The organism is Acinetobacter sp. ANC 3929 (assembly GCF_000369405.1).
Lineage (GTDB): Bacteria > Pseudomonadota > Gammaproteobacteria > Pseudomonadales > Moraxellaceae > Acinetobacter.
Map to the genome: position 1 here is coordinate 934,637 of NZ_KB850000.1, position 24,803 is coordinate 959,439.

The following is a 24,803-nucleotide window of genomic DNA, read 5'->3' on the forward strand; positions in this document are numbered from 1 at the left end:
AATCTCTATTCCAGACATTGAAATAAAAAAGCCTCCGAAGAGGCTTTTTTATTTTAGATGATCTTAATCACCTGTATAACCTTTTAATTTTAAACGTGCAGCATGTAACAATGGCTCTGTATAACCTGATGGTTGCTCTGCACCTTTGAAGATCAAGTCAGAAGCGGCTTGGAATGCAATTCCATCAAAGTTTGGTGCCATTGGTGTATACAATGGATCATTCGCATTTTGCTGATCAACAATCACTGCCATACGCTTAAGCACTTCTTCAACTTGTGCACGCGTTACGATACCGTGGCGCAACCAGTTTGCAACGTGCTGAGATGAAATACGTAAAGTAGCACGGTCTTCCATCAAACCAACGTTGTTGATGTCTGGCACTTTAGAGCAACCAACACCTAAATCTACCCAACGAACTACATAGCCCAAGATACCTTGACAGTTATTTTCAAGTTCATTGTTTAACTCTTCCGCAGTCCAATTGGTCTCTGGTGCAAACGGTGGTGTTAACAAGTCATCTAATGACAACATGTTTTCAGCAGCCAATTCATCTTGACGTGCTTTTACATTGATCTGATGATAATGCAAGGCATGAAGTACCGCACCCGTAGGAGACGGAACCCAAGCACAAGATGCACCCGCATTTGGATGTGCAGTCTTCGTCGCCAACATATCTTTCATGCTGTCTGGTTTTGGCCACATGCCTTTACCAATTTGCGCCTTACCTTGTAAGCCACATGCTAAACCAATTGCAACGTTACGGTTTTCGTATGCTGCAATCCATTTTTGCGTTTTAACTGCTTCTTTACGTACAACTGGTGCAGCTTCCATAGACGTATGGATTTCATCACCTGTACGGTCCATGAAGCCAGTGTTGATGAAAATGGTACGGTCTTTCGCAGCAGCAATACAGTTTTTCAAGTTTACAGAAGTGCGGCGCTCTTCATCCATGATACCGATTTTAAGTGATTTTGCAGGCAAGCCAATCGCTTGTTCAGCACGCTCAAATAATTCAACCGCAAATGCAACTTCTTCTGGACCATGCATTTTTGGTTTAACGATATACATTGAACCTTTACGAGAGTTTTGGTTTTCGTTTTGACCACGAATATCAGCAACGGTAAGTAATGGTGTTACTAGAGCGTCCATGATGCCTTCAAACACTTCTTGACCATCAACAAGGATGGCAGGGTTTGTCATCAAGTGACCGACGTTACGAAGTAACATCAATGAACGACCATGTAATTTAGTCGTGCCACCAATCAGGTTCTGAACAGTGCGGTCTTTGTTTAGGGTACGAGTAATGGTCTTACCATTTTTCTCGATTGACTCTTGTAAGTCACCTTTCATTAGGCCTAACCAGTTACGATAGCCTTCAACCTTCTCTTCAGCATCAACTGCAGCAACTGAATCTTCTAAATCCTGAATGGTTGTTACCGCAGCTTCGAGTGTTAAATCTTTCACACCAGCAGCATCTGTCTTACCCACTGGGCTGTTCGCATCGATTTCAATAATCACATGCAAACCATTATTTAATAAAACGATCTCTGTTGGGCTTGCAGCTTCGCCATTAAAACCAACAAATTGTGATTCATGTGCCAAAGAAGTCGTTGAACCGTCTTTTAACGTCACAGCTAAACCGTTATTCACCACTGCATATTGAGTTGCATCTGCATGCGAACCTTGAGCCAATGGGAACGTCTGGTTTAAAAAATCTTTTGCGAAAGCAATGACTTTATCGCCACGAACTGGGTTATACCCTTTACCTTTCTCTGCACCGCCTTCCTCAGAAATAACGTCAGTACCGTAGAGCGCATCGTATAAAGAACCCCAACGTGCATTCGCAGCATTCAAGCTATAACGTGCATTACGTACAGGTACAACCAATTGTGGACCTGCCAATAAAGCAATTTCTTCATCCACATTTTCAGTGGTCACTTGGAAGTCAGCAACTTCTGGAACCAAGTAGCCAATTTCGGTTAAGAATGCTTTATAAGCATTTAATTCAAATTTATTATTGCGATGCCATTCATCAATCTTTGCTTGAAGATCATCACGCTTAGCCAATAATGCTTTGTTCTTTGGGCTAAGGTCTACAACGACTTGCTCGAAGTTTTTCCAGTAAGTTTCACTATCTAAACCAGTGCCTGGTAAAGCTTCATTCTCGATGAAATCGTAAAGTTCTTTAGCAATCGCTAGCTTGCCTTTTTGAATACGTGCAGTCATTGTCTTTCCTGATGGTGCTAACTTTTTATAACAAGAATTCTAGTATACTGATTTATACTAGCCTGAATAGTAATATCACATTCCTAAATAGTAAGCATTTTCCCTATTAGAAGTATTGACAAACACAATTTTTTATACTTATCAAAATATCAAATAATGAGTTTTTACTATTCGTTATGCGACACACTCCCTTTTTCAAACTCATCTAGTTATAGCAAAATTTGACCGAGAATAAAGCCTTATCCATCTAAGTTTATAAAAAAAGGCATTCCGAAGAATGCCTTTTCATTTATGAAGTCTGTGCGACCTGAATTTGTCGATGTTCCGAATGCAGGTAATCATCCGATTGCATTTCTAATAAACGTGAACGCGTACGTTCAATCTCAAACGCCAGTTTCTCACCTTCATAAAGATCAATGATCGAATCTTCTGAGGTTAAAATCAATTTTACGCCACGGTCATAGAACTCATCGACCAAGTAGATAAAGCGGCGCGTTCCTTCAGACAGGAAGTCAGTCAAATGCGGAACATTGCTAACCAATACCGTATTGTAAATATTGGCAATTTCAATAAAGTCAGCCGGGCTACGTGGCTTGAAGCACAACTCGGAAAACTCACACCACAACACATCTTCAGTATGCCCCAACGTTTCAACCACACGATTATTAATCATGATCGGTGAATTTGACTGTGTCTGGGTTTGTGTCAAAGCTTTAAAACGCCCAGATAACCACGCTTGTGCATCATCGGTTAATGGATATTTGAACAATTGTGCTTGCTTCAATACACGCAAACGATAATCCACACCAGCGTCTACATTCAAAACACTACAGTTTTTCTTGACCAGCTCAATCGTCGGGATAAAACGATCACGATGAATTCCATTTTTGTATAGACCATCGGGCGCAATGTTTGACGTTGCAACCAATGTTATTCCTCGCTCAAACAGCTTTTGGAACAGATCACTTAGGATCATGGCATCAGTAACATTCGATACGAAAAATTCGTCAAAACAAATGACAACGGCATTCTTATAAATTTGATCAGCGACCAAATCTAGAGGGTTGCGTTGGCCAGAAAGTTTATTCAACTCTTTATGTACATGTTGCATAAAATGATGGAAATGCATACGTGTTTTACGACGGAAAGGTACAGATTCATAGAACTGATCCATTAACCACGTTTTTCCACGACCTACTCCACCCCACATATAAACGCCTTTCGGGTAAGTCTGACGACGGAAACGTCGAAATGCTTTCTTAGACGCCTTATAGCGAGTGTGTAACTCTTTCCATACTCGATCTAACTCTTGCACAGCCTGAGCTTGTGCTTCATCTGGCATGAATTGTCCTGACTCAATTGCTTGAGCATAACGCTCGGCAGGTGATGTTGGGATAAATGCAGTGCTATGTGAGTCTGGTTTAGAATTTGACATAAGGTGTTATTGCAATTTTAATTGGTGAAAATTATATCGAACATTCCGTTCAATGACATTAGATTTTAGGCTTAATTATCATAGAGTTTAAACATCATAATGTACCATTTTTTAATCATTTAATGATTTCGATGATATTGCCGAGGACTCAATCCAAACCATCTTTTAAAGGCATGGTTAAACGCAGCAGACTCAGAATAACCTAACATTTCTGCAACCTGCTCGATTGAATATGAGCTATTTTCAATAAACTTTATTGCCTTCTGTTTGATTAATCTTTCGCGAATTTCTTTATAGCTGGTCTGCATTTGCTGCAATTGATGCCGTAAAGTACGTTCAGGAATATCCAATGCACAAGCCGTTTCCGCCATACTTGGAATGACCCCATTTTGCATTTCAAGATAATCCTCAACGTATTCAACAACAGTTAATTTGAGACTGGCTGTTTTTTCTAAATGTTGAATATCCTGTAGGCATTTTTCTTCATAAATGCGATACGTCAAAATATCGGCAGATGGAATTTTTGTGTTTAAAATTTGTGTGTTTTCTAAAATAAAAGCGGCTTGTGCACACCCGAATTTGACATCATGCCCATAATAATCTTGATAAGCCGCAAGTAATGTTAAGTCTTTTGGTCGATGAAATGGCAGTTCAATCTGAATGTGAGGGACCTCAAGTCCCATCATCTTAAAGATATCTTGTAAAAACTTATATGTACCTGAGATTTCACATTGCGCTCTTAATTGACCTAAATGCATACTTAAATCAATCGGTCGATATAGCAAATAGATCAAGTCATCTTCTATCCTTAACTGTAAAGAACCAAAAAGATGAGTAAGTTGCTGAAATTGAACCCCGTTTAATAGAGCTTTATGCAAAGTATCACTGGTGACCAGTAACATCAGGAAGGGTCCATACCCCGCTAATGCATAATGCTGTCCTATAAATAGACCTTGTTCAGGCGAAATATCCTGACTAATATACTGCAAAATATCCCATTCAATCTCGTCTGGAATAATTGAGCTTGGATCTAAGGCATCGGCGTGTATTCCCATATTTGCTAAACGTGCATCCACGTCGATCCCGACATGACGCATGCCTTGAATCAAATACATCAATCCGAGGATAGATCTCTTCATAAGTCCGAATGCAGTTCTCAAAACTTTAATGTTTTACTATAAAACGTTGCGCAAATGAATTGCCGAAATGATCAAGTTTTACGTCTATACAATCATATTTAATCTCGTCAAAACCGTTAAACTTGCACAAAATTTAGCTGTGTAGGACGTAGACTATGCGTGATGTAACCAAAAATGCGATTCAAAAAACAAAAGTTGCAATTATTGGTGCGGGCTTTGGTGGCTTAGCGATGGCTATTCGACTATTACAAAGTCAAATCAATGATTTTGTAATTTTAGAAAAAACCAACGATGTTGGCGGTACATGGCGAGAAAACCAATATCCTGGCGCAGCGTGTGACGTTCAATCACATATGTATTCCCTTTCATTTGCACCCAAAACAGACTGGTCAAAACGCTATGCTGAGGCAGATGAAATCTTTAATTATATTCAAGACATTACTGAACAATACCAACTTCAAGATTATTGCAAATTTAATCATGAAGTAACCAATGCCGAATTTGACGAAAACCGCAATGTATGGACGCTAGATTTTAAAGACCAGACAACTCTTGAGGCTCAATTTGTCATCTTTGCGTCTGGTCCTCTCCATGTGCCACAAATTCCTCATATCAAAGGCATTGAGAAATTTAAAGGTAAAGTGTTCCATTCTTCACAATGGGATCACAATTACGATCTAAGCGGTAAGGCAGTCGTTTCAATCGGTACTGGTGGCAGCGCGATTCAATATATTCCTGAAATTGCAGCAGAAGTAAAACAGCTTTATGTGTTCCAGCGCACCGCTGCTTGGGTCATTCCACGAGATGAGCGTAAATATTCTCAGCTCAGTAAAAGCTTATTTAAAGCATCGAATATTTATCGCCAAATTCACCGTACCCGCCTCTATTGGACCAATGAGTCGCGTGTTGTACCCATTGTGCAGCCACAGATTATGAAATATGGTCAAAAACTTGCTGAAGCCTTTATCCGTTATCAAGTGAAAGACAAAGAGCTTGCGAAAAAATTGACACCAGATTTTGTCATGGGCTGTAAACGCATCCTTATTTCAAATAAGTATTTCCCAACCTTCAACCGTAAAAATGTTGAATTGGTAACGGAAGGCATTCAAGAAATTACAGCCAATGGCATTATCACTAAAGATGGCAAAGAACGCGAAATTGATTGCTTAATTTATGGGACAGGCTTTATTACAGACCCACGCATTTACTTAAAGCATTTCAATTGTGTTGGTCGTAACGGAATTGAACTTAAACAAGCGTGGAAAGATGGTGCAGAAAGCTATTATGGTGTAAGCACCAAGAACTTCCCGAATTTGTTCCAGTTACTTGGACCAAATACGATTCTTGGCCATAACTCTGTGATTTTCATGATCGAGTCTCAGGTCAACTATATTCTACAATTGATCCAAACCGTTGATAAAACAGGCAGCCAAGCGGTTGAGATCAAGCACGAAGTTCAAGACCAGTTCAATCAACGTGTTCAAGATCAGCTCAAAGGTACAGTTTGGCAAGCAGGTGGCTGTAGCAGTTGGTATCAGGCAGCAGATGGTAAAAACTTTTCTTTATGGCCAACCTATACATGGAGATATTGGCTTGAAACACGCAAAGTAAATGTAGCTGATTATAATTTTATCCATATAGCGACGAATGTAAAAAACAATGCCGCTTAAGATGAAATAACCTCATCCTTTCAAACATAAGAAGCACCTTTGAACACTCAAAGGTGCTTTTTTATTTCTCCAATTTATTGGTGAGTCTTTAATCCCCTGTTTTATCTATGCAAACAACAAATAATCATGCTAACATTTTAACTACCTACCGTTAGGTAGTTAAAATAAATATTGTTTCCCTCGCAAGAGTACATAAAACATGAAAGCTGTTACTCCCATCTCAACGATCAGTTGGTCTTTATTATTACTGCTCTCCCTATTTACAGCCTTAGATGCTCTGGCAATTGATATCTATCTGCCTGCTTTTCCACTGCTTGCAGAAAGTTTTGCCACAACGCCAGGTCATATACAGCTCACCCTGTCAGTATTTCTGATTGGACTGGCCATTGGTCAAGGTATCTACGGTCCATTGCTTGACCGCTTTGGTCGCCGTAATCCATTATTGATCGGAATTGCTATTTTTATCTTGGGGTCAATCTTGGCTGCTGTTGCACCCACCATTGAATGGTTGCTGGCAGCACGCTTCTTACAAGCGATTGGTGCTTCAGCGGGTCTAGTGGTTCCAAGAGCCATTATTTCTGATGTGTGTGATGCTAAAACCAGTGCCAAGAATTTTTCTATCTTGATGCAAGTGATGATGATTGTTCCGATTCTGGCACCCTTGTTGGGTAGCTTGATTCTACGCATCGGCTCATGGCATTTAATTTTCTATACATTGGCAGTGCTTGGTTCAATCCTATGGCTATGGGGAAATCAAACCATTCCAGAGACCTTGAAACCACAGTATCGACAAGCATTGCAATTCACAGCGATCACAAATAGTTATCGAGCACTTTGTTTGAATAAAAGCTTTATCAGTTATACGCTTGCTGGTGGGTTTATCTTAGGTGCTTTCTTTGTTTACCTCAGCCAATCGCCTTTTATTTTTATTCAGCACTACCATATTCATAATGAAAGTTTTAGTACCTTATTTGCAGCGAATGCCATTGGTTTAATTATTCTAGGACAAACCTCAATCCTGTTACTCAAACGTTGGTCGGCTCAACAATTGCTCGTCATCGGTATGTGCTTATTCAGCGGTTCTAGTTTTATTTTGATGCTCAGCCTATATTTTTATGACTTAAATTTATGGCAGTACATTGCGCTTTTAGGATTAAGCATCTGGTCAACTGGATTCATTTTTGGCAATTTAACGGCATTAACCATGCAGCAAAGCCCACAACATTTAACGGGTGCTGCATCTTCATTAATGGGCTTACTACAATATGCTTTCGCGGCACTGATCGGTTTTGTTGTGAGCTTAATAGAAATCAATATTAGTCTACTTCCAACCAGCCTGTTTATTTGCGGTGCTATCGCTCTGGGCTTATGTCTTTATGCAGCACTAGAACAGCGTGAATCATTTGCTATAGCAGAAACAAAATAAAGAATGCTCTAGATCTGATCAGTGTCTAGACTTAGGCGCTGATCAGAATATTTAATGCTTTTAAAATTGCGTCCAATCTCAGTTGAAACTTCTGTCGCCCACCATAGATCAACTCACTTTGTAAGGCATCAACAAAACTCATACAAACACGAGCCAAAGCCAAACTATCCAGTTGATACTTGTGTTCTACTAAACTTGAGTGTTGAATCGCTTGAGAAAATACCTGTTCTAGCTCTGCCATAAAAACATGCATCGGCTCAATTACCTGATCATATAAATGTACAGGCGGGCTAATTAATGCATTCATCCAAAACTGAACCCCGTAAGATGCATCAAAGCGCTGCTCGATACTTTCAAAGTAATGACGTAATTGCTGCTGGATTTTTTCTCCGCCTTGCAGAACAGTCTTGGCATGCCCTAATTCTTCATCAATCATGATTGGAATGAGACTGAGATAGAGTTCATCCTTGTTCTTAAAATGCGCATAGATCGAAGGCTTTTTAATCCCTACATCCGTCGCAATTTCATTTAGAGATGTTGCTGCAAAGCCCTGTTTTGCAAAACGTTCTAATGCCACTTTTTGAATCTTAGCTGCTGTCACAAATCATCTACCTCTGTTACTGCTAAAAGTATATTTCAGCTCACCTTATATTCATAGCAGAATAAGCCCTTGTATTTATAACTATCTTTTCAAGTGACAATACATCAATCAATCCTTTACCAAGCAAAATGACCTTCGTTTGTGGATATCGGTTCTGCTTCAAAACTTTCTATATCAAATGATATATAAATCTATTCAAGTATCAGATTTCCCTGCATAATAAATCAGCACTTTAAACATTCAGATTGTATGACCTCTCTTGTTTTAATCTTACAAATTTTTATCTGCCTAAGCTTAGGCTATTTTTTAGCCCCACATCTTTCACAAACACTTAAACAATTCGTATTTAGAATTCTTCCTTATTTTTCTTATATTTTGCTGATTAGTGTGGCTTTTGAACTCACTCAAGCGCTCAACCATATTGAGAACCCTACTGCCATTCTCCCGCCAGCCCTACTGATTGCCTTTACCACATCAGTGGGTTCATTCTTTATTTGTTTAATGGTGTATAAACTCATTGATCGTCAAAGTGTGCAAGGCAAAATTTCATTGCACCTGTTTTTAAATGCCTTAAAGAATATTGGCAAAGCATTTTTAGCTTTAGCACTCGGGATTGTTTTAGGTATGCTTGTAAATACCTCAAAACTTCAAATAACCTTTAATAGTTGGTACTTGTTACTGGTTTTTATCTTTTTAATTGGCGTTGAATTGGCTTTCACCCAATTTGATCGTAGTTGGTTAAGCTGGAAAATTCTATTGGTTCCCGTGGCTGCATTTGTTGGTTCATGTTTGGCAGCGCTGTTAAATTATTTCATTTTATCCAATGACTATGATCTCAATGAAGTGATGGCCTTGGCTCAAGGCTATGGCTGGTATTCAATGTCGGGGATTTTATTTACAGAATTGCATTCAGCCAAATTGGGTGGAATAGCCTTATTAACCGACTTGTTTAGAGAAATCTTTGCAATTTTATTGATGTATTGTCTTGGCTGGCGCTTTCCACGTTCTGCAATCTCAAGTGCTGGGGCAACCTCAATGGATGTTACCCTTACAATGGTAAAGCAATCATGTGGCACACATTATGTCCCACATGCCATGATGAGTGGATTGATCTTATCGCTCCTCGCACCACTCTTAATCAGCTTATTTCTGAGTATGAAATTTTAAAAATTTGACTGCATTAGATGGAAGCCAAAATTGATTTCAACATCTCAGTTGGATTTTCAGCTTTGGTAATTGGACGACCGATAACCAAATGCGTTGAGCCGTCTTGGATTGCTTGTTTTGGCGTTACGATACGTTTTTGGTCATCTGCATTTGAACCCTCTGGGCGAATACCCGGTGTTACCAATGCAAACGTTTGACCTAACATTTCACGAAGTATTTTGGCTTCTTGTGCTGAACACACCACACCATCCAATCCACTGTCTTGAGTCAGTTTTGCTAAACGCTTTACATGTTCAACAGGTTCAATATCCAAACCTAGATCACGAAGGTCTTCACGACCCATTGAAGTCAAGACAGTGACTGCGATCAGCTGCGTTTGATAGTTACCTGCTTTGAGTCGCTCAACACAGGTTTCCATCATCTTGCGACCACCTGAAGCATGTACATTCACCATCCATACACCTAGATCCGCGGCAGCACATACCGCTTGAGCAGTGGTGTTTGGAATATCATGGAATTTTAAATCAAGAAAAACTTCAAAACCTTTATCTTGCAAGTTCTTAACGATTGATGGACCTTCATGAGTAAAAAGCTCCTTGCCTACTTTGACACGACAAAGTGACGGATCAAGCTGATCTACAATAGTTAAGGCGTCATATTGGCTTTTTGCGTCTAGGGCAACAATAATACTCACGAATCTAGTTCCATCACATAAAAATCGGCTAATTATAAAGTGATTAATAAAATGAACAAAGCAAGAAAGTCATCATTATGAAAAAAAGCTTTTCCAAAATGATGAAATGATCTCTATCTTTGCTCTGATATCAAAATCGCTCTGGTATCTACTTCTAAGGCTTCAAAGATATGCGCTTGATCTGCGGGATAACAAATATAATCCCCTTCATTCAGGACAATAGGTTCTGCAATTAAACCCACTTTTGCTCGCCCTTTCATCAGAATAATATGTTCAATACTACCAATCGGATGTGGCTGACTACAACGCGGCTCACCGGGTTGTGTTGTTAACATATATACATCACGCCTAGCACCCGTTGGGCAATTGGCCAATAAGATTGCTTGATAGTGAGCAATTTCAGAACTTACCGATGGGCCATCACCAAAACGAATCACTTGTGTTTGTGTAATATTCGATTCCATTAATTTCGCAAATGGAATATCTAAAGCAACACATAAAGCCCATAAAGTTTCCAGACTTGGATTCCCTTGAGCTGCTTCCAATTGAGAAAGCGTCGATTTCGCGATTCCCGCTCGGCGAGCCACTTCGGCTAATGATAATCCAGACTTCTGTCTTTCTCTTTGTAAGCCTTTCGCAACAATTTCAATTGGCAAAGTCATATAACACCATAAAAAACGAGTGTTCGTTTTGACGAACGATATAAAATTAATCTATTATATCGTACGTTCGTTTGATATAGAAAACAAAGATGCAAGATAAAGAACGATTTAATCTAATCAAAGCCATCATACTAATTTCGATTGCAACTGGAATTGTCGGTATTTCCTTAGGCTCTGTTGCTGCGAGCTTTGATGTACCCTTGTGGATTCCTTTGCTGTTATCACTTACTGTACTCGCAGGTGCCGCAGAATTTACGTTTATTGGTATGATTGCAACGGGCACAAATCCGATTTTCGCAGCTTTGACTGGCATATTAATCAATTTACGCCACCTACCATTTGGATTATCTGTTGCAACATTTATTGAAAAAAATGCTTATCGATTTGTTGCCTGCCATATCATGAATGATGAAAGTGTCATGTTTGGATTGAGCCAGCAAGATGATCAAGCCAAGCAAAAAGCGTATTGGATGTGTGGAATAGGGATTGCTATTCTTTGGCCGATTGGTGTGCTTATTGGCTATCTATTGAGTAAAAACATTCCAGATATTTATGCATTTGGTATTGATGCCGCATTCCCAGCCATTCTGTTCGCCTTAATACTACCCATGCTCAGAAATAAAACCACGCGTCATCGTGTGCTTTTAGGCAGCACACTGTCCTTGGCATCTATCCCCTTACTACCAACTGGCTTACCTGTACTCGTTTCCATGTTAGGTCTACTGTTAAAAGGCAAGTCAAAATGAAATATAGTGAAAGTTATATCTTTATTGGAATTATTGTACTTGCCCTTGGCACATATTTGATTCGCTACTCAGGTTTTTATCTCGCCAATCGCATGACCTTCAAAGAACAGCATAAACAACTTCTTGCTGACTCCGCTTGCGTACTGCTCTTTACCTTAGCTATCTTTAATACGCTTTTTACAGAAACCCATTTTAGTGGCATCAGTAAAATCATTGGTGTTTGTGTCGCAATCATTTTCGCATGGAAAAAATATTCACTGATTGTTGTTATTCTGGTGGCCATGTTGATAACTGCAACTTTAAGATATCTCGGTTTACCATAAAAAATAGCCCTTTAAATCAAATAAAGGGCTATTTCTTTGGATTATAAAATCTTCAGACTTTACAACCCTCAAAATATTCTCAATTACAGTGGAGTACGAGTTTGACTCTCAGGATTAATATCCAACACTGTTTTTTCATGTCTCACACTTGCAGCAGCTTCTGCGGCAGCTTGTTGTGCGAGCTGAATTTGCTCTTTGCGAAGATGATCAATATCTTTACGAAGTCGTTTAATTTCCCAACTGGTCTGGAAAACTCGGAAAACTTGAACACCAAGTAATAAACCAACCACAATACCTAATGCTAAAGTCAATAACAGGAGAAGACCTAAACGCATTGCTGGGACTTGGGTAAATAATAAATCTACTTGTAGTTCAGCTGGATTTTGAAGAACCAAAGCGAGTGAATAGCCAAAAATGGCAACAAGTAATGCAATTAATACATAACGCATAAACACCTCAATTCTTATTCACCAGATTCGTTTACTGCATCACGAAGTGCTTTACCAGGTTTAAAGTGTGGAACTGCTTTCGCTGCAACATCAACAGATCGACCAGTTTTAGGGTTACGTCCTAAACGTGGCTCACGGTGATGCAAAGCAAAACTACCAAAACCACGGATCTCAATACGATCGCCACTTGAAAGTGCTTCGATCATTTGATCAATCATAATCTTAACTGCATCTTCAACTAAAGGCTCAGCTAAGTGTGGGTTTTTAAGTGCAATCCGTTCAATTAAATCAGATTTATTAAGTGCTTCAGTAGTCATCGATGACCTCTTTAATTATTGCTACTTTTCAATGTTTTTAATAATAACCTGTTTAAATACAAAACGGTAGCGCAGTATATAATTACTACGCTACCGTTTGCAGTATTTTTGTATAAAAAGTACGTCTCTGTTACAAGAAACGTACCTTTTAACAAATTACTTCATTTGAGCTTTAATTAAGTCACCAATAGTCTTAGGACCATTGCTGTCTGCTGGTTGAGTTGCAGCAGCTTGACGAACAGTGTTCACAGCTTCTTTCTCTTCAGCTTCGTCTTTCGCTTTGATAGACAAGTTGATAGAGCGAGATTTACGATCAACATTGATGATCTTCGCTTCAACTTCTTGACCAACTTCTAAGAATTTAGTTGCATCTTCAACGCGATCACGGTTGATTTCAGAAGCTTTAAGAGTCGCTTCGATGTCATCAGCTAGTTTAACTGTAGCACCTTTAGCATCAACAGCAGTCACAGTACCTTTAACTAAAGCACCACGTTCATTCGCAGCTAAGAAGTCATTGAATGGATCGCTGTTTAATTGCTTGATACCAAGGCTGATACGGTTACCTTCAGCGTCTACAGATAAGATAACTGCTTCAACTGTGTCACCTTTCTTGTAACGACGGATAGCTTCTTCGCCTTGTTCGTTCCAAGAAATGTCAGATAAATGTACTAGGCCGTCGATTCCACCAGATAAACCGATGAAGATACCGAAATCAGTAATTGATTTGATCGTACCAGAAACTTTTTCGCCTTTTTCATTTGCTTTAGCAAACTCTTCCCATGGGTTAGCACGAGTTTGTTTGATACCCAATGAAATACGACGACGTTCTTCATCAACTTCAAGAACCATAACATCAACTTCATCACCAATCTGAACAACTTTAGATGGGTGGATGTTTTTGTTTGTGTGGTCCATTTCTGAAACGTGTACTAAGCCTTCAACGCCTTCAGCGATTTCAGCAAAACAACCGTAATCAGTTAAGTTAGTTACACGTGCTTTAACGATAGAACCTTTAGGGTAACGGTTCATGATCGCTAACCATGGATCTTCGCCTAATTGCTTAAGACCTAAAGATACGCGGTTACGCTCGCGGTCAAACTTAAGTACTTTAACTGTAACTTCTTGACCAACTTCAACAACTTCTGAAGGGTGTTTGATACGCTTCCAAGCCATATCTGTGATATGTAGAAGACCATCAATACCGCCAAGATCAACGAACGCGCCGTAATCAGTAAGGTTCTTGATCGTACCTGTAACTGTTTGACCTTCTTCAAGTTGAGCAAGCAATGCTTCACGGTCAGCTGAAGATTCAGCTTCCATAACTGCACGACGAGATACAACAACGTTGTTACGTTTAGCATCAAGTTTGATTACTTTGAACTCTAACTCTTTACCTTCAAGGTGAGTTGTGTCACGGATAGGACGAGTGTCAACTAAAGAACCCGGTAAGAATGCACGTACAGGACCGATGTCAACAGTGAAACCGCCTTTAACCTTACCAGAGATAACACCAGTAACGATTTCGCCGTCTTCAAAGATTTTCTCAAGTTTAGTCCAAGTTTCAGCACGTTTCGCTTTTTCACGTGATAAAACTGTTTGACCCATACCGTTGTCAAGTGCTTCAACAACTACATCAACAGTATCGCCAACTTGAACTTCAAGTTCACGTTGTTCATTTAAAAATTCAGCACGGTCAACTACGCCTTCAGATTTAAGGCCAGTGTCAACAGTAACCCAGTCAGAATCGATACTAACAACAGTACCTTGGATGACTGCACCCTTTTCAACGTTGAGGTTTAATTCACTTTCTTCAAAGAGGGCTGCAAAAGATTCGGTCATGATATACCTGATAAAGTCCGCGGTCTTGGATCAGACAAGGCCGGTTTAGTTAAGTTGTTACATTGTCCAAAAAATCTGATCAAGCAATGCTTCAACTGATAAAAAAATTGTGTATCTATTTTATACGGCTATTGATATAGTCAACCATCAACTGAAATACCTCATTGATGCCTATTGTAGAACTATCAATGACATACGCATCATCAGCGGGCTTAAGTGGAGCAACTGTACGCTCCATATCTCTTTTATCTCTAGCCTGTATGTTAGATAAAATGTCGCTTATTTTAGCATCAAGACCCATGCCCTGCAACTGTTTTACGCGCCGCTCTGCACGAGACTCTGCCGATGCTGTTAAATAAATCTTGGCTTGAGCTTCTGGAAAAATCGATGTTGCCATGTCACGACCGTCTGCAACCAACCCTGGTTCTTGAATAAATGCACGCTGACGTGCAAATAGTGCTTTCCTTAATTCAGGAACGGTTGCAACTTTAGATGCATACTCTCCGATTTGTTCAGTACGAATGGTTTGGGTGACATCGATACCTTCTAAGAGAATCTTTGTCGCAGCTTCTGAAGATTTAAACTCGATATCCAAATGTGTGGCATATTCAACACATTCATCTAAATGCGTATCAATCTGTTCCAATAAACCACGCTGGAACAATGACAATCCAAGTAAACGATATAACGCACCAGAATCTAATAAATTAAAACCATAATGTGCGGCAATTTTTGCAGCCAATGTTCCTTTACCTGAACCACTTGGACCATCAATCGTAATTATATGAACTGTCATTCCCATCTCTTATGAAGCAACTGATTTGGCTAATTTTGAAAAACCTAGTGTAATCGCTGCTTTGAGTTGTGCAAGAACTAATTTGCTTACCAAGGGTGCTTTTGCCGTAAATTCAATCTTATAAGTGACTAAAGTAATAAAAGGAGTGATTTCTTTAAAATCAATTTGCCCCAAATGATGTTTCACCAAAGGATTGTTGATTAATTTATATTCAATACGTTTATTTTCTTCCAATAAAGTAATTTCTTCTTGAAGCGGCTTGATTGGACCAAAGCCCATACGACGAACCGAGCCAATACCATCAGGGCGTTTTGGATCAGCAGAGTCTTTGACACGAACCACCTGTAAAGGTGCAAATGCCTTGTTATAAGTGGCATGTTTTGACAACAAGTCAAACACTTCAGAAATCGGTGCATTAAATTCTTTTTGTACGGTGATTGCATTACGCATAAATTCGCCTTTTGATGTGACCCAAAATCATCGGAGGCTTAGTTTGCCACAACTTTTAAGACATTTTTAATCATTTAAGGACGTTTTTGACGAACGGATTTTCTTCTTTTCATTTCTTCTTTGCTTAAAAAAATCACTCAATTGCAATGAGCATTGTTCTTGCAAGCAACCTTGTTCGAAAACAAATTTATGATTGTAATAACCACTGTCGAGTAATTGTCTAGCACTCACCAATGAACCTGCTTTAGGTTCGGTCGTCGCAAAAACCACACGCTGAATTCGCGCATGAATTAATGCACCGACACACATGGTACAAGGTTCGAGTGTCACATAGAGCGTGGTATCTTCTGGTAACCGGTAGTTATTCAAAGACTGACATGCAGCACGTAAAGCTTGTATTTCTGCGTGCGCCGTTGGATCTGACAGTTTAATAGGTGCATTATAGCCAGCACCGAGTACCTGGCCATTGCTGACCAAAATTGCCCCGACGGGTATTTCACCCTGCGCTGCGGCTAATGCAGCCTGCTCATAGGCAAACTGCATCCAATATTCATCATTACAATTTTCTGAACTCATAACAATCAGGCAATAACACCATATTGCTTTAATAACGCATTCCAGCTTTCAATATTGGTCACTGGTGCACAGTCACCCAAAATACCTTTTAAGCTCAATTGCTCGGTTGCTTTCCACTCTGGTGACAAATCTTTATCAACCAAACGGGCACGCACACCTTCGACAAAGTCTGGATGACGAATCTTCCAATCAGAAATTTGTGCTTCTAATGCAAACACTTCATCCCATGCATGGCCTTGTTTGCCCCATTGCCATAACAGCCATGTGATCGCAGCTGTACTTGGAGAACCTTTCTGCAAGTTCTCGCTGGCTTGACGCAACCAATCACTACTTGCATCACTTAAACCAATAATAGATTGATAATCATATTCAAAACTTTGTCCACGACAGACACTATGAATCACATCGATTGAGTTTTGTAATGGTCCAGAAGCAACTGGGCGATGCAAACTATTTAAAGTATCATCAATGGCTCTAAATGCACCTGCTGGATAATGATTCCAATCGACATTCAAGACTTTCTGAAGCACATTATCACGTTGAGCTTCACAAATGTGTGTTGCCCAACCAATACTAAATGCACCAGCAGCAGTCATGATTGAACCTGTTAAGCCAGTAAACAGACCAATTTGACCACGATCAGCCAAGAAGCGACTCGCACCAACATCTGGGTATAAACCAATATTGATTTCAGGCATCGCCAAACGTGAATACGGCGTAACCAAACGGAATGGTGCAGCCATGAACAAGCCTAATCCCCCCCCCATCACATAACCTTCACCCCAGACGACAATCGGTTTGGCGTAATTATGCAACAATAAATCAAGCGCATATTCCTGCTGGAAGAATAAATTCGCAGCATCAACTTCCTGATTAATCACCAGCTGGCGCAACTTGCGAACATCACCACCCGCACAAAATGCTTTTGGTGTTGTTGAATCAAACCAAATCGCTTTAACAGTATCATCTACATGAAAATCTTCGAAAACTTGCAGTAGAGCACTTACGATTGGCTCATCTAAAGCATGCAAAGATTTAGGTCGATTAAGACGAATGATTCGCCAACCGTTTTTTGCATGTTCAATAACTAAATCTGGATGATAGCTATTTAAATCAGGAGAAGTCATTATGCGTCCAATTGCCAGTCTATAGGCTCAATGCCATGTTGTTTCAAATATTGATTGGTTTTAGAAAATACTTTACAGCCAAAGAAACCGCCACGGTTCGCAGCAAGTGGTGATGGATGTGCTGCTGTTAGAACAAGGTGTTTATTACGGTCAATACGTTGCCCTTTACGTTGGGCATAAGCACCCCATAAAATAAACACGATATGTTCACGCTGTTCATTTAATACATCAATCACAGCATCAGTGAAGTCTTCCCATCCCTGTTTCTGATGCGAAGTCGGTTGTCCTGCTTCTACCGTCAGTACACTGTTCAGCAACAGTACACCTTGCTCAGCCCATTTGCTTAAGTCACCATGACGTGAAACAGGCACAGCTAAATCCGTATGTAACTCGTGGAAAATATTACGTAAAGATGGCGGTAATGCAACCCCTCTTTGTACCGAAAAGCTTAAACCATTGGCCTGATTCGGCCCATGATATGGATCTTGCCCTAAAATCACGACTTTAACACGCGTTTGTGGCGTGGTATTCATCGCGTTAAAAATCTGTTTACTTGGTGGATAAATCGTTTTCTGTGCAAGTTTTTCTTGCTGTAAAAACTCACGCAAATTATCCATTTTTTGACTGAGCAAGAACTCTGACAATGAAATTTTCCAAGACTCGTCCAACTGAACTTTACTTAATTTGTCCTGTTGCTGTTCAGTAAATTGCATCCATATTCCTTGAAAATAAGTTCACTCACCTGAGCGAAAAGGCACTCAAATATTGACTTGTAATTCTACGTTTGGATTTTGGAACTTGATTCCTTTTTTCAGATTTTCATACATCTGAACGTCACTCCATTCAGCCTGTACTTGTTCTGAAAATACGATTTGATCCAGATTCAATGCACCCATTTGCACATTATCAATATCTTCCTGAAAGCTTTGAGCGTAGCCCGTATCGGTTTCATGTACAATCACAGAATAAACCTCAACATCACCCTCACCATTTTGAGTCGTTGTTGAGTTTAATACCTGCTGAGCAAGATAAAAGAAAATACGCGAAAACTGTTCTGCCGAAGGCGAGACGGGTAAAGCGATCCAACGTGCACTAAATGTTTTACATGCATCGATATAAGCAGGATCATCTTTCTGCCAAAAACAAATTGCATGATCAAAACTATCATACAATTCTTTGATCACGCCTTTGAGTAAGCCGAAATCATAAACCATTTGTCCGTGATCGAGCTTTGACGCTTTTAATAATAATTCAACTTTATAACTATGCCCATGAATCGAACGCTTACAGCGGTCCGATGTACAATTACGCACAATATGAGCATTTTCAAACTTAAACAATTTTCGAATTAACATGCACCAAGCTAATCTTTATCTGCAAACGGTTTTCATTATAAAGCAAAAAAACGTGCATTGGGATTGATTTTAAATCTTGTCACCATTTGATAAACCAATATTAAAAGCTACTGAAATGGTGAAAGACTTCTTGAATATACAAAGACTTGCTTATCTTTTCGGACCAAAGAACTTGTAAATTGCCGTTTCCGTTCGCTTAAAACAACCTCAATTTGTGCAGTAAAATAATTGGACTTGCTATCCAAAAAAGCAGCGGCATCAATTTTATTTTGTTCTTCTATCCCAGAAAAAGCATTTAATTTCCACAAATCATCAACATTATTGAAATAGGTCAAATTCGCTTGCTTGGTTTTAAGCTCTTGCTCCACTGCTTTGATATCAACTTTTGGATCAATACTGGCAAGCAATAATGCTGGTGCGGTATTCATATTCACTTTCGTTTGTTCAGGCAATGCCGTGACATAGGGCTTAATTAAATCGAAATTTTTACCCTCAAATCCCCTCACCAGTTTTAACTCTTCAACACTGTGAAACTTGGTGTTTGGGGCCAAATATGCAGGATCTAAACCTTGATAATAATTACTCTCAGCCCCCATTGCGCCCGTAGTTTCATCATCGACATCTTGCCAATCAATCACCGCTTGGCTCAATTCTGCTGGCAAGCCAACACGTTGTAGCAACTTTTCAAACCAACGTCGAGCAGAATCATCCACTTGGCTGCCATCTGCTTTCACCAAATTATTCAGATTGAATTTGCCTGATTCGTCCATTAAACGCCCAGAAACAGAGCCATCCTCAACCGGAAATGGAGGCATAGGTTTGGCCCAATTCTCTTGCAGGTGATCAATACTGCTTCCATTATCGCTATCTTGAATCAAGAGTTCAGAAAAGAAGGCTTCAGCACTTTTTGCATATAATAGAGATTGGTCTTGACGCATCAAATACCCTGTATTTTCTGAGGTATTGGTTTGTCGTTTAGCAATAGTCGCCGCAAGAATGGTTGCCAAAGCCACCATCACAAGAATGGTTAACAATGCAATGCCACGCTGAGCAATTCCATAACTTTGAGCTTTTCTAATCACGGGATATGCCTCTTGCTCATTGTGTTGGAAGCTGAGTAGGATTAGATGAATTTGACCCATCTTTATTATTCGGTGGATTTGTGCCCCCACCTATACCAGTTGAATTTCCTATCGTCTGTAAATACGCCTGCGTATTCAACAAGCTATAAATCCATTCATACTCTGTACCTGCAACAGTCAGCTGTATCTTAATGCCCAGCGGCAATTTTTTTAGCTCGGCAATATTGCTTGGATCACTATTTTCGGGCCACTGCGTCAATTCTTGCGGGTTTAAAACCAGCACTTTAAATTGATCTACATTTTCCAGTAAAGTACTTGAAACAGGCTGTACACGATTCGGAATATTTAAATTTGAATATTTCAATCGATATACTTTCTTCTGTGCAGAATCATAACGATATTCTATACGTTCATAGGGTGACAGCCCTTGCTTTAATGGATCTGAAACACCCGCCTTACTGAATATAAAACTTCCATTATTTAAAACCAAAGCTGCTTGCAACTGCCGCCCATCATTGGCGGTTAGTGGAATGATTTGCAGACTGTCTCTTAAAACCTGCTGATAGGCATCTTGCAATGCAAATAGATGCAACTCATGCTCAGCATTACGATCTTTTACTTTTAATAAATAATCAAAAACCTTCCAGCCTAGCATAGAAAGTACCGCAAAAATTGCAATTGCAACCAGTAACTCAACCAGAGTAAATGCGCGTGTATATTTCATTGTGTTCTAGCCTTTGCTGGATAGTTAAAGAACACAAGATGAGTAATGCCTGCTTCAACTTTACCTTGTTCATTATTAAACAAACTGACTTGTAACTCGATGCGCTGTATCTTGGGGCTAATGGTAGATTGTGCTTTTTTGTCAATTTGCCAGGTTTCACCTTGAGAAGTTACTTGCTTTGACTGCGTTCCTTCTAGCCATTCCTGATTAATTTCCATCATTGCGACTTCATTCATTCCCACAAATTGTGCCTTGGTCCGTAAAATCGCATTGGACGTTGACTGTGTGTACTGCATAGCGACTTTGGTGAGTGCAATCGCAGCAACAGCAAAGATTGCCAGTGCAACCATCACTTCAAGCAAGGTAAATCCTGAGCGAGGATTAGAGAAACAACGTTTCTCCCGAGCGCAAGACGCAGAACTATGCTCGAAGTGGGCACGATTAAATCGAGCAACGCTCGATCGTGTCGCAAGGCGAGAAGCTATGCTTGAGGTGCGAGATTTCTGTTCCTCTACAAGAGAAAAAGCTATGCTTTGAGTGCAAAGATTAACTTTGTAAGAACGCAAAGAAAGATCTTCTGAGTATTTAATTTTCATCTATTTTACCCAAGTGATCTAATGCAAACTCGTGGCCAATGGGTTGTTGCTCATAGTAGAACTGAATACGAACAGGTTTTACTTCGCCATTCCCAAACCAAATCAGCTGAGGAGCTCTGCCCCCTAGTAAGTCTTCATTTTTTGCTTTGTTATAATTTTCAGCGTCTAAGCTTTGAATACTAAAAGAGACTCGATCTGGTAATTGACGGGTTTTAAATTCTTTATAAAGTTGCCATGTACGGTCAGCCTGCTGAATTTGTTCACGGCTTTGATCATGATATTCAAATAAATTATAACTAAATGGTGCAACATCAGTGGCATTTTGAGTATTTAAAGCAAAGACCTTGGCTTGATCAGTCGCTTCTTTATTAATTTTTTTGAGATCTAGAATAAACATCTCTCTGGCTTGCATCGCTCGACGTTGATCGACCCCACCAATATTTAAGACCACCAACGATGCCATGATGGTCATAATGACAATCACCACCATGACTTCAATAAGCGTAAAACCTGTTTGTAATCTCTGTGGTGATTTCATTCTATTTTCGACTATGGAACAGATTGTTCAAGTAGCTTTGGCAATGCTAAAGCTTGCTCTATATAAGCGACACGCAATGTATCTCTCGACCCCAAATAACGCTGATAGAAACTTGAATTTAGGATAACCGCCGCACCATAGGTCAACGACCAAACCGACGCGAGATAATCACGTGTGGTCATCGTACTATTGATGTCCAGTAAATAACTTTCAGTCATTCGAATAATAATACGCAAACGCTGTCTTCTCACTTTATACAACTCACTAAACAGTAATTGAATACCCTGTCCAGTGGTCGAGAGGCGCTCCTCAATTTGGTGAAATAACGCTGTACGCTCAGGATGATGTAAATGATGCAACATGAAGAAAGCTAAATGCTCTGGAAATGCCTTTTCGGTGTCTTGAATCATCTCGAGTAACATTCGCTCATTACGAATGATGAGCAACATATACAGCTCATCTTTACTCTGAAAATGCTTATATAAAGTGCCCTTGGCAAGATCCAGCTCTGCTGCAAGCGCATCGAGCGTCATGCCAGCTTCACCATTTTCTAATAGGAGTTGCTCCGCGATTTGAAAAATTAATACTTCTCGTGCTCTAAACTGAGCTTGACGATCCATTTTCACGTAATAACTCTCTTTCCTAGTACAACAAAACCGTTTATTTCAAATTTAAGAGATTCTCAAAATTTTGCGTTGTAATCATGCCAATCTCTTCAACCGATTTATCATATACATCACTTAGCGCTTTTGCTACAAAAGGAACGTATTTAGGTTCATTGGTTTTACCGCGATAAGGGACTGGTGCCAAATAAGGACTATCCGTTTCAATCAGTAAACGATCCAATGGCACCTGCTTGGCGACATCACGCAAGTCCTGCGCATTTTTGAAAGAAACAATACCTGAGAAAGAAATATAATATCCGCAATCCAAAACAGCTTTTGCAGTTTCCCAATCTTCAGTAAAACAATGCAAAATACCGTGCGTAGATTGCTCTGCACGAATGATATCAACAGTATCGTGTTTTGCCGCGCGCGTATGAACCACTACAGGCTTTTTGACAATTTTAGATGCTTCAATATGACGTGCGAAACAACGCTTTTGCTCAGCCACAAAGTCTGTACTGTGATAATAATCCAGACCCGTTTCACCCAAAGCCCACACTTTGTCTGACTGAGCAAGATTGACGAGATACTCCGTTGTTGCACGCGCCATGATCTGCTCATCTTCACAAGGATGCACACCTACAGAATACCCAACATCATCATGTCGGGCTGCAATTTCTGCCAATTTAATATGATCTTCCAGATCAACTGAAATCCCCATGAATTTCGAAACACCTGCAAGCCGAGCCTGTTCAAGTGCTTGATCTAAATCTCCTTGATAAGGATTTAGATCTAACATGGTTAAATGGCAATGCGTATCAACAAACACTCTGTCTTCCTATTCTCTTTACAACTACATCGTATAACTTGGACGATCCAAGCCTTTCATACCTGCTAATAACTTTTCAGCTTCATTTTTATAATACACACCTTTTTCACCAACCAACTGGATTGCAAATCCTTGTGGCTTAAAATGTGTCTGTTTATGCGAAATCCAGATCACTTTACCCGTTAATGGAATCTTCTGTGATTGCTCAGGCAAAGTCGCCAACACAAAAACTTCCTGCCCCATTTTAACGGCTTGCTTGGTCGGTACGAACAAACCGCCACCGACAATAAAAGGCATAAAACTGGATTGCAATGTCGCTTTATCTGGAATAGTAACCTGTATAATTCCGCCCATCATTTGTGGTTGCATAACATTCCCCTGTTAAACACTTAATCAATCAAAACATTAATAATTTTATACCTGTGATAAATCTAAAAAAATATCATTGTTTTTGATAAGTTTTATAGAGTTTCCATTGGTGACCGTTCAATAAAGATCTATATGTGATTTATGACCTGATTATAGAAAACAATCAAGCAAACAACAAATACTGTTTCAGCAAAAGCCTTGTAAAACAACTAAAATTACCATGATTAGAGCAAATAATGCATTGTATAAAGCGTTATTTAAAATCTTATGACAGTTACTTAAGGATGGAAGGTATTGGATAAACCAACAAGGAGATGCATTAGCCTAAAAGCGATATGATCTGGATGAAGATGAATGCTCTAAAATATAATTATTTTTGCATTATAGATAGTGATACTGATGCCAATAAATGAAAACTGACTAAGCCACTCTGCTCACGAAAGCCGCTCAACTTGTGAATAAACATTAATTTTCATTAAAATCAAGGTGATATAGCAATACTTGCTTACCATATCACCAATATAAATTATTTTGTCGCCTTGACGATTTCTGCTTTGTCAAAAGAGAACCAACATTCGCCTTGAGTCGCCCATTTTGATTCTGTTGTGCCTAATACACCAGTTACTACAATTCGATCACCAACTTTTAAATTGCTGATTTTGTCTGTATTTACTTTTAAATCATCACGAGTAAGCCCTTGCCCTTTACACTTCCCATTGCTTGGATCTTTAAAAATAATCGCAATCTGATTTTGAGAAACGATTTCACCCGTTTTAGTAATACGAGTAATAATTCCAGGTACCTCAAGGCGTTGTGAATCCCACTTCCGTTTCGCAGTGATTTCATTTTGCTGCCAGTCTTTCCATATTTCAGACAAAGTTGCTTTCTTTGCAGGCCCTAAACCGCGAAAGTCGCCACTCAAAATATCTCCAGTTTTATTGAGTATCCCATCTGTTGCAGACATGGCTGAATCCAAAGTCTGGCAACCACTCAATGAAAGAAGGCTTAAAGTAACTAAAAGTGTTTTTATTTGCATCTCAAAATTCCCTAACTTACATAGCA

Annotated in this window: 27 protein-coding genes and 1 pseudogene; 5 read left to right on the forward strand and 23 right to left on the reverse strand. The window is 39.5% G+C overall.

Features of this window, described 5'->3' with window-relative positions:
- Positions 1 to 63: 63 nt before the first annotated feature.
- The 3 genes from F909_RS03905 to F909_RS03895 form a co-directional block, all read right to left on the reverse strand.
- The gene (locus F909_RS03905; RefSeq protein WP_005153408.1) at positions 64 to 2,226 is read right to left on the reverse strand and encodes a malate synthase G; all 2,163 of its coding nucleotides are present in this window, start codon (positions 2,224 to 2,226) and stop codon (positions 64 to 66) included.
- Between the two features lie 289 nt (positions 2,227 to 2,515).
- Positions 2,516 to 3,661, reverse strand: a complete 1,146-nt coding sequence (gene zapE, locus F909_RS03900; RefSeq protein WP_005153415.1) for a cell division protein ZapE — start codon at positions 3,659 to 3,661, stop codon at positions 2,516 to 2,518.
- A 119-nt stretch (positions 3,662 to 3,780) separates the two neighbouring features.
- Entirely contained in the window at positions 3,781 to 4,800 is a 1,020-nt protein-coding gene (locus F909_RS03895; protein ID WP_005153416.1) for an AraC family transcriptional regulator, read from the reverse strand.
- Between the two features lie 155 nt (positions 4,801 to 4,955).
- On the opposite strand from F909_RS03895, the gene F909_RS03890 reads away from it, so the two are divergent.
- Both F909_RS03890 and F909_RS03885 read left to right on the forward strand, forming a co-directional pair.
- Positions 4,956 to 6,470, forward strand: a complete 1,515-nt coding sequence (locus F909_RS03890) for a flavin-containing monooxygenase (protein WP_005153417.1) — start codon at positions 4,956 to 4,958, stop codon at positions 6,468 to 6,470.
- A 199-nt stretch (positions 6,471 to 6,669) separates the two neighbouring features.
- A complete protein-coding gene (locus tag F909_RS03885; protein WP_005153418.1) occupies positions 6,670 to 7,896 on the forward strand; it encodes a multidrug effflux MFS transporter in 1,227 nt (408 codons plus the stop codon).
- Positions 7,897 to 7,927: 31 nt separating this feature from the next.
- On the opposite strand, the gene F909_RS03880 is transcribed toward F909_RS03885, so the two are convergent.
- Entirely contained in the window at positions 7,928 to 8,497 is a 570-nt protein-coding gene (locus F909_RS03880) for a TetR/AcrR family transcriptional regulator (protein ID WP_005153419.1), read from the reverse strand.
- Positions 8,498 to 8,746: 249 nt separating this feature from the next.
- On the opposite strand from F909_RS03880, the gene F909_RS03875 reads away from it, so the two are divergent.
- A complete protein-coding gene (locus tag F909_RS03875; protein WP_005153420.1) occupies positions 8,747 to 9,664 on the forward strand; it encodes a LysO family transporter in 918 nt (305 codons plus the stop codon).
- 13 nt (positions 9,665 to 9,677) lie between these two features.
- Here the strand turns inward: F909_RS03875 and pyrF are convergent, their stop codons facing one another.
- Positions 9,678 to 10,358 (reverse strand): orotidine-5'-phosphate decarboxylase, encoded by a 681-nt coding sequence (gene pyrF / locus F909_RS03870; RefSeq protein ID WP_005153421.1) that lies wholly within the window; start codon positions 10,356 to 10,358, stop codon positions 9,678 to 9,680.
- A gap of 113 nt (positions 10,359 to 10,471) precedes the next feature.
- Positions 10,472 to 11,020: a helix-turn-helix domain-containing protein gene (locus tag F909_RS03865; protein ID WP_005153422.1), complete on the reverse strand. Its 549-nt coding sequence runs from the start codon at positions 11,018 to 11,020 to the stop codon at positions 10,472 to 10,474.
- Between the two features lie 89 nt (positions 11,021 to 11,109).
- Between F909_RS03865 and F909_RS03860 the strand changes: the two genes are divergently transcribed.
- Together F909_RS03860 and F909_RS03855 are read left to right on the forward strand one after the other, a co-directional pair.
- Positions 11,110 to 11,766 (forward strand): AzlC family ABC transporter permease, encoded by a 657-nt coding sequence (locus F909_RS03860; RefSeq protein WP_005153424.1) that lies wholly within the window; start codon positions 11,110 to 11,112, stop codon positions 11,764 to 11,766.
- Positions 11,763 to 12,089, forward strand: coding sequence for an AzlD domain-containing protein (locus tag F909_RS03855; protein WP_005153425.1), 327 nt, complete (start codon positions 11,763 to 11,765; stop codon positions 12,087 to 12,089). The genes F909_RS03860 and F909_RS03855 overlap by 4 nt, the downstream gene beginning before the upstream one ends.
- Before the next feature lie 83 nt (positions 12,090 to 12,172).
- Here the strand turns inward: F909_RS03855 and F909_RS03850 are convergent, their stop codons facing one another.
- From F909_RS03850 to F909_RS03775, 17 genes and pseudogenes are all read right to left on the reverse strand, one after another.
- A complete protein-coding gene (locus F909_RS03850; RefSeq protein WP_005153427.1) occupies positions 12,173 to 12,538 on the reverse strand; it encodes a lipopolysaccharide assembly protein LapA domain-containing protein in 366 nt (121 codons plus the stop codon).
- Positions 12,539 to 12,552: 14 nt separating this feature from the next.
- On the reverse strand, positions 12,553 to 12,855 hold the full coding sequence (locus F909_RS03845; protein WP_005153429.1) for an integration host factor subunit beta: 303 nt from the start codon (positions 12,853 to 12,855) through the stop codon (positions 12,553 to 12,555).
- A 156-nt stretch (positions 12,856 to 13,011) separates the two neighbouring features.
- Positions 13,012 to 14,694, reverse strand: coding sequence for a 30S ribosomal protein S1 (rpsA, locus tag F909_RS03840; RefSeq protein ID WP_005053831.1), 1,683 nt, complete (start codon positions 14,692 to 14,694; stop codon positions 13,012 to 13,014).
- Positions 14,695 to 14,809: 115 nt separating this feature from the next.
- The gene (cmk, locus tag F909_RS03835; RefSeq protein ID WP_005153431.1) at positions 14,810 to 15,490 is read right to left on the reverse strand and encodes a (d)CMP kinase; all 681 of its coding nucleotides are present in this window, start codon (positions 15,488 to 15,490) and stop codon (positions 14,810 to 14,812) included.
- A gap of 9 nt (positions 15,491 to 15,499) precedes the next feature.
- Positions 15,500 to 15,940: an SRPBCC family protein gene (locus tag F909_RS03830; RefSeq protein WP_005153434.1), complete on the reverse strand. Its 441-nt coding sequence runs from the start codon at positions 15,938 to 15,940 to the stop codon at positions 15,500 to 15,502.
- A 66-nt stretch (positions 15,941 to 16,006) separates the two neighbouring features.
- Complete coding sequence (gene tadA, locus F909_RS03825) at positions 16,007 to 16,516, reverse strand: tRNA adenosine(34) deaminase TadA (RefSeq protein WP_005153436.1); 510 nt, start codon at positions 16,514 to 16,516, stop codon at positions 16,007 to 16,009.
- 5 nt (positions 16,517 to 16,521) lie between these two features.
- A complete protein-coding gene (locus F909_RS03820) occupies positions 16,522 to 17,646 on the reverse strand; it encodes an enoyl-CoA hydratase/isomerase family protein (protein ID WP_171067358.1) in 1,125 nt (374 codons plus the stop codon).
- On the reverse strand, positions 17,643 to 18,356 hold the full coding sequence (gene ung, locus F909_RS03815) for a uracil-DNA glycosylase (RefSeq protein WP_005153441.1): 714 nt from the start codon (positions 18,354 to 18,356) through the stop codon (positions 17,643 to 17,645). Before ung ends, F909_RS03820 begins: the two co-directional genes overlap by 4 nt.
- Before the next feature lie 45 nt (positions 18,357 to 18,401).
- Positions 18,402 to 18,998: a 6-pyruvoyl trahydropterin synthase family protein gene (locus F909_RS03810; protein WP_005153442.1), complete on the reverse strand. Its 597-nt coding sequence runs from the start codon at positions 18,996 to 18,998 to the stop codon at positions 18,402 to 18,404.
- Between the two features lie 107 nt (positions 18,999 to 19,105).
- Entirely contained in the window at positions 19,106 to 20,140 is a 1,035-nt protein-coding gene (gene gspK / locus F909_RS03805) for a type II secretion system minor pseudopilin GspK (RefSeq protein ID WP_005153444.1), read from the reverse strand.
- Positions 20,097 to 20,804, reverse strand: a complete 708-nt coding sequence (locus F909_RS03800) for a type II secretion system protein GspJ (RefSeq protein ID WP_005153446.1) — start codon at positions 20,802 to 20,804, stop codon at positions 20,097 to 20,099. The genes gspK and F909_RS03800 overlap by 44 nt, the downstream gene beginning before the upstream one ends.
- Positions 20,801 to 21,175 (reverse strand): annotated as a pseudogene (gene gspI / locus F909_RS0120380) (type II secretion system minor pseudopilin GspI); the annotation flags it as partial. The pseudogene gspI and the gene F909_RS03800, both read right to left, overlap by 4 nt.
- A gap of 214 nt (positions 21,176 to 21,389) precedes the next feature.
- A complete protein-coding gene (locus tag F909_RS03795) occupies positions 21,390 to 21,938 on the reverse strand; it encodes a pilus assembly FimT family protein (protein WP_005153451.1) in 549 nt (182 codons plus the stop codon).
- 11 nt (positions 21,939 to 21,949) lie between these two features.
- Entirely contained in the window at positions 21,950 to 22,558 is a 609-nt protein-coding gene (locus tag F909_RS03790) for a TetR/AcrR family transcriptional regulator (RefSeq protein WP_032862890.1), read from the reverse strand.
- A gap of 40 nt (positions 22,559 to 22,598) precedes the next feature.
- Positions 22,599 to 23,372, reverse strand: coding sequence for a TatD family hydrolase (locus F909_RS03785; RefSeq protein ID WP_005153456.1), 774 nt, complete (start codon positions 23,370 to 23,372; stop codon positions 22,599 to 22,601).
- 24 nt (positions 23,373 to 23,396) lie between these two features.
- On the reverse strand, positions 23,397 to 23,741 hold the full coding sequence (locus tag F909_RS03780; protein WP_005153458.1) for a PilZ domain-containing protein: 345 nt from the start codon (positions 23,739 to 23,741) through the stop codon (positions 23,397 to 23,399).
- Positions 23,742 to 24,267: 526 nt separating this feature from the next.
- Positions 24,268 to 24,777, reverse strand: coding sequence for a hypothetical protein (locus F909_RS03775; protein ID WP_005153461.1), 510 nt, complete (start codon positions 24,775 to 24,777; stop codon positions 24,268 to 24,270).
- Positions 24,778 to 24,803: the final 26 nt, after the last annotated feature.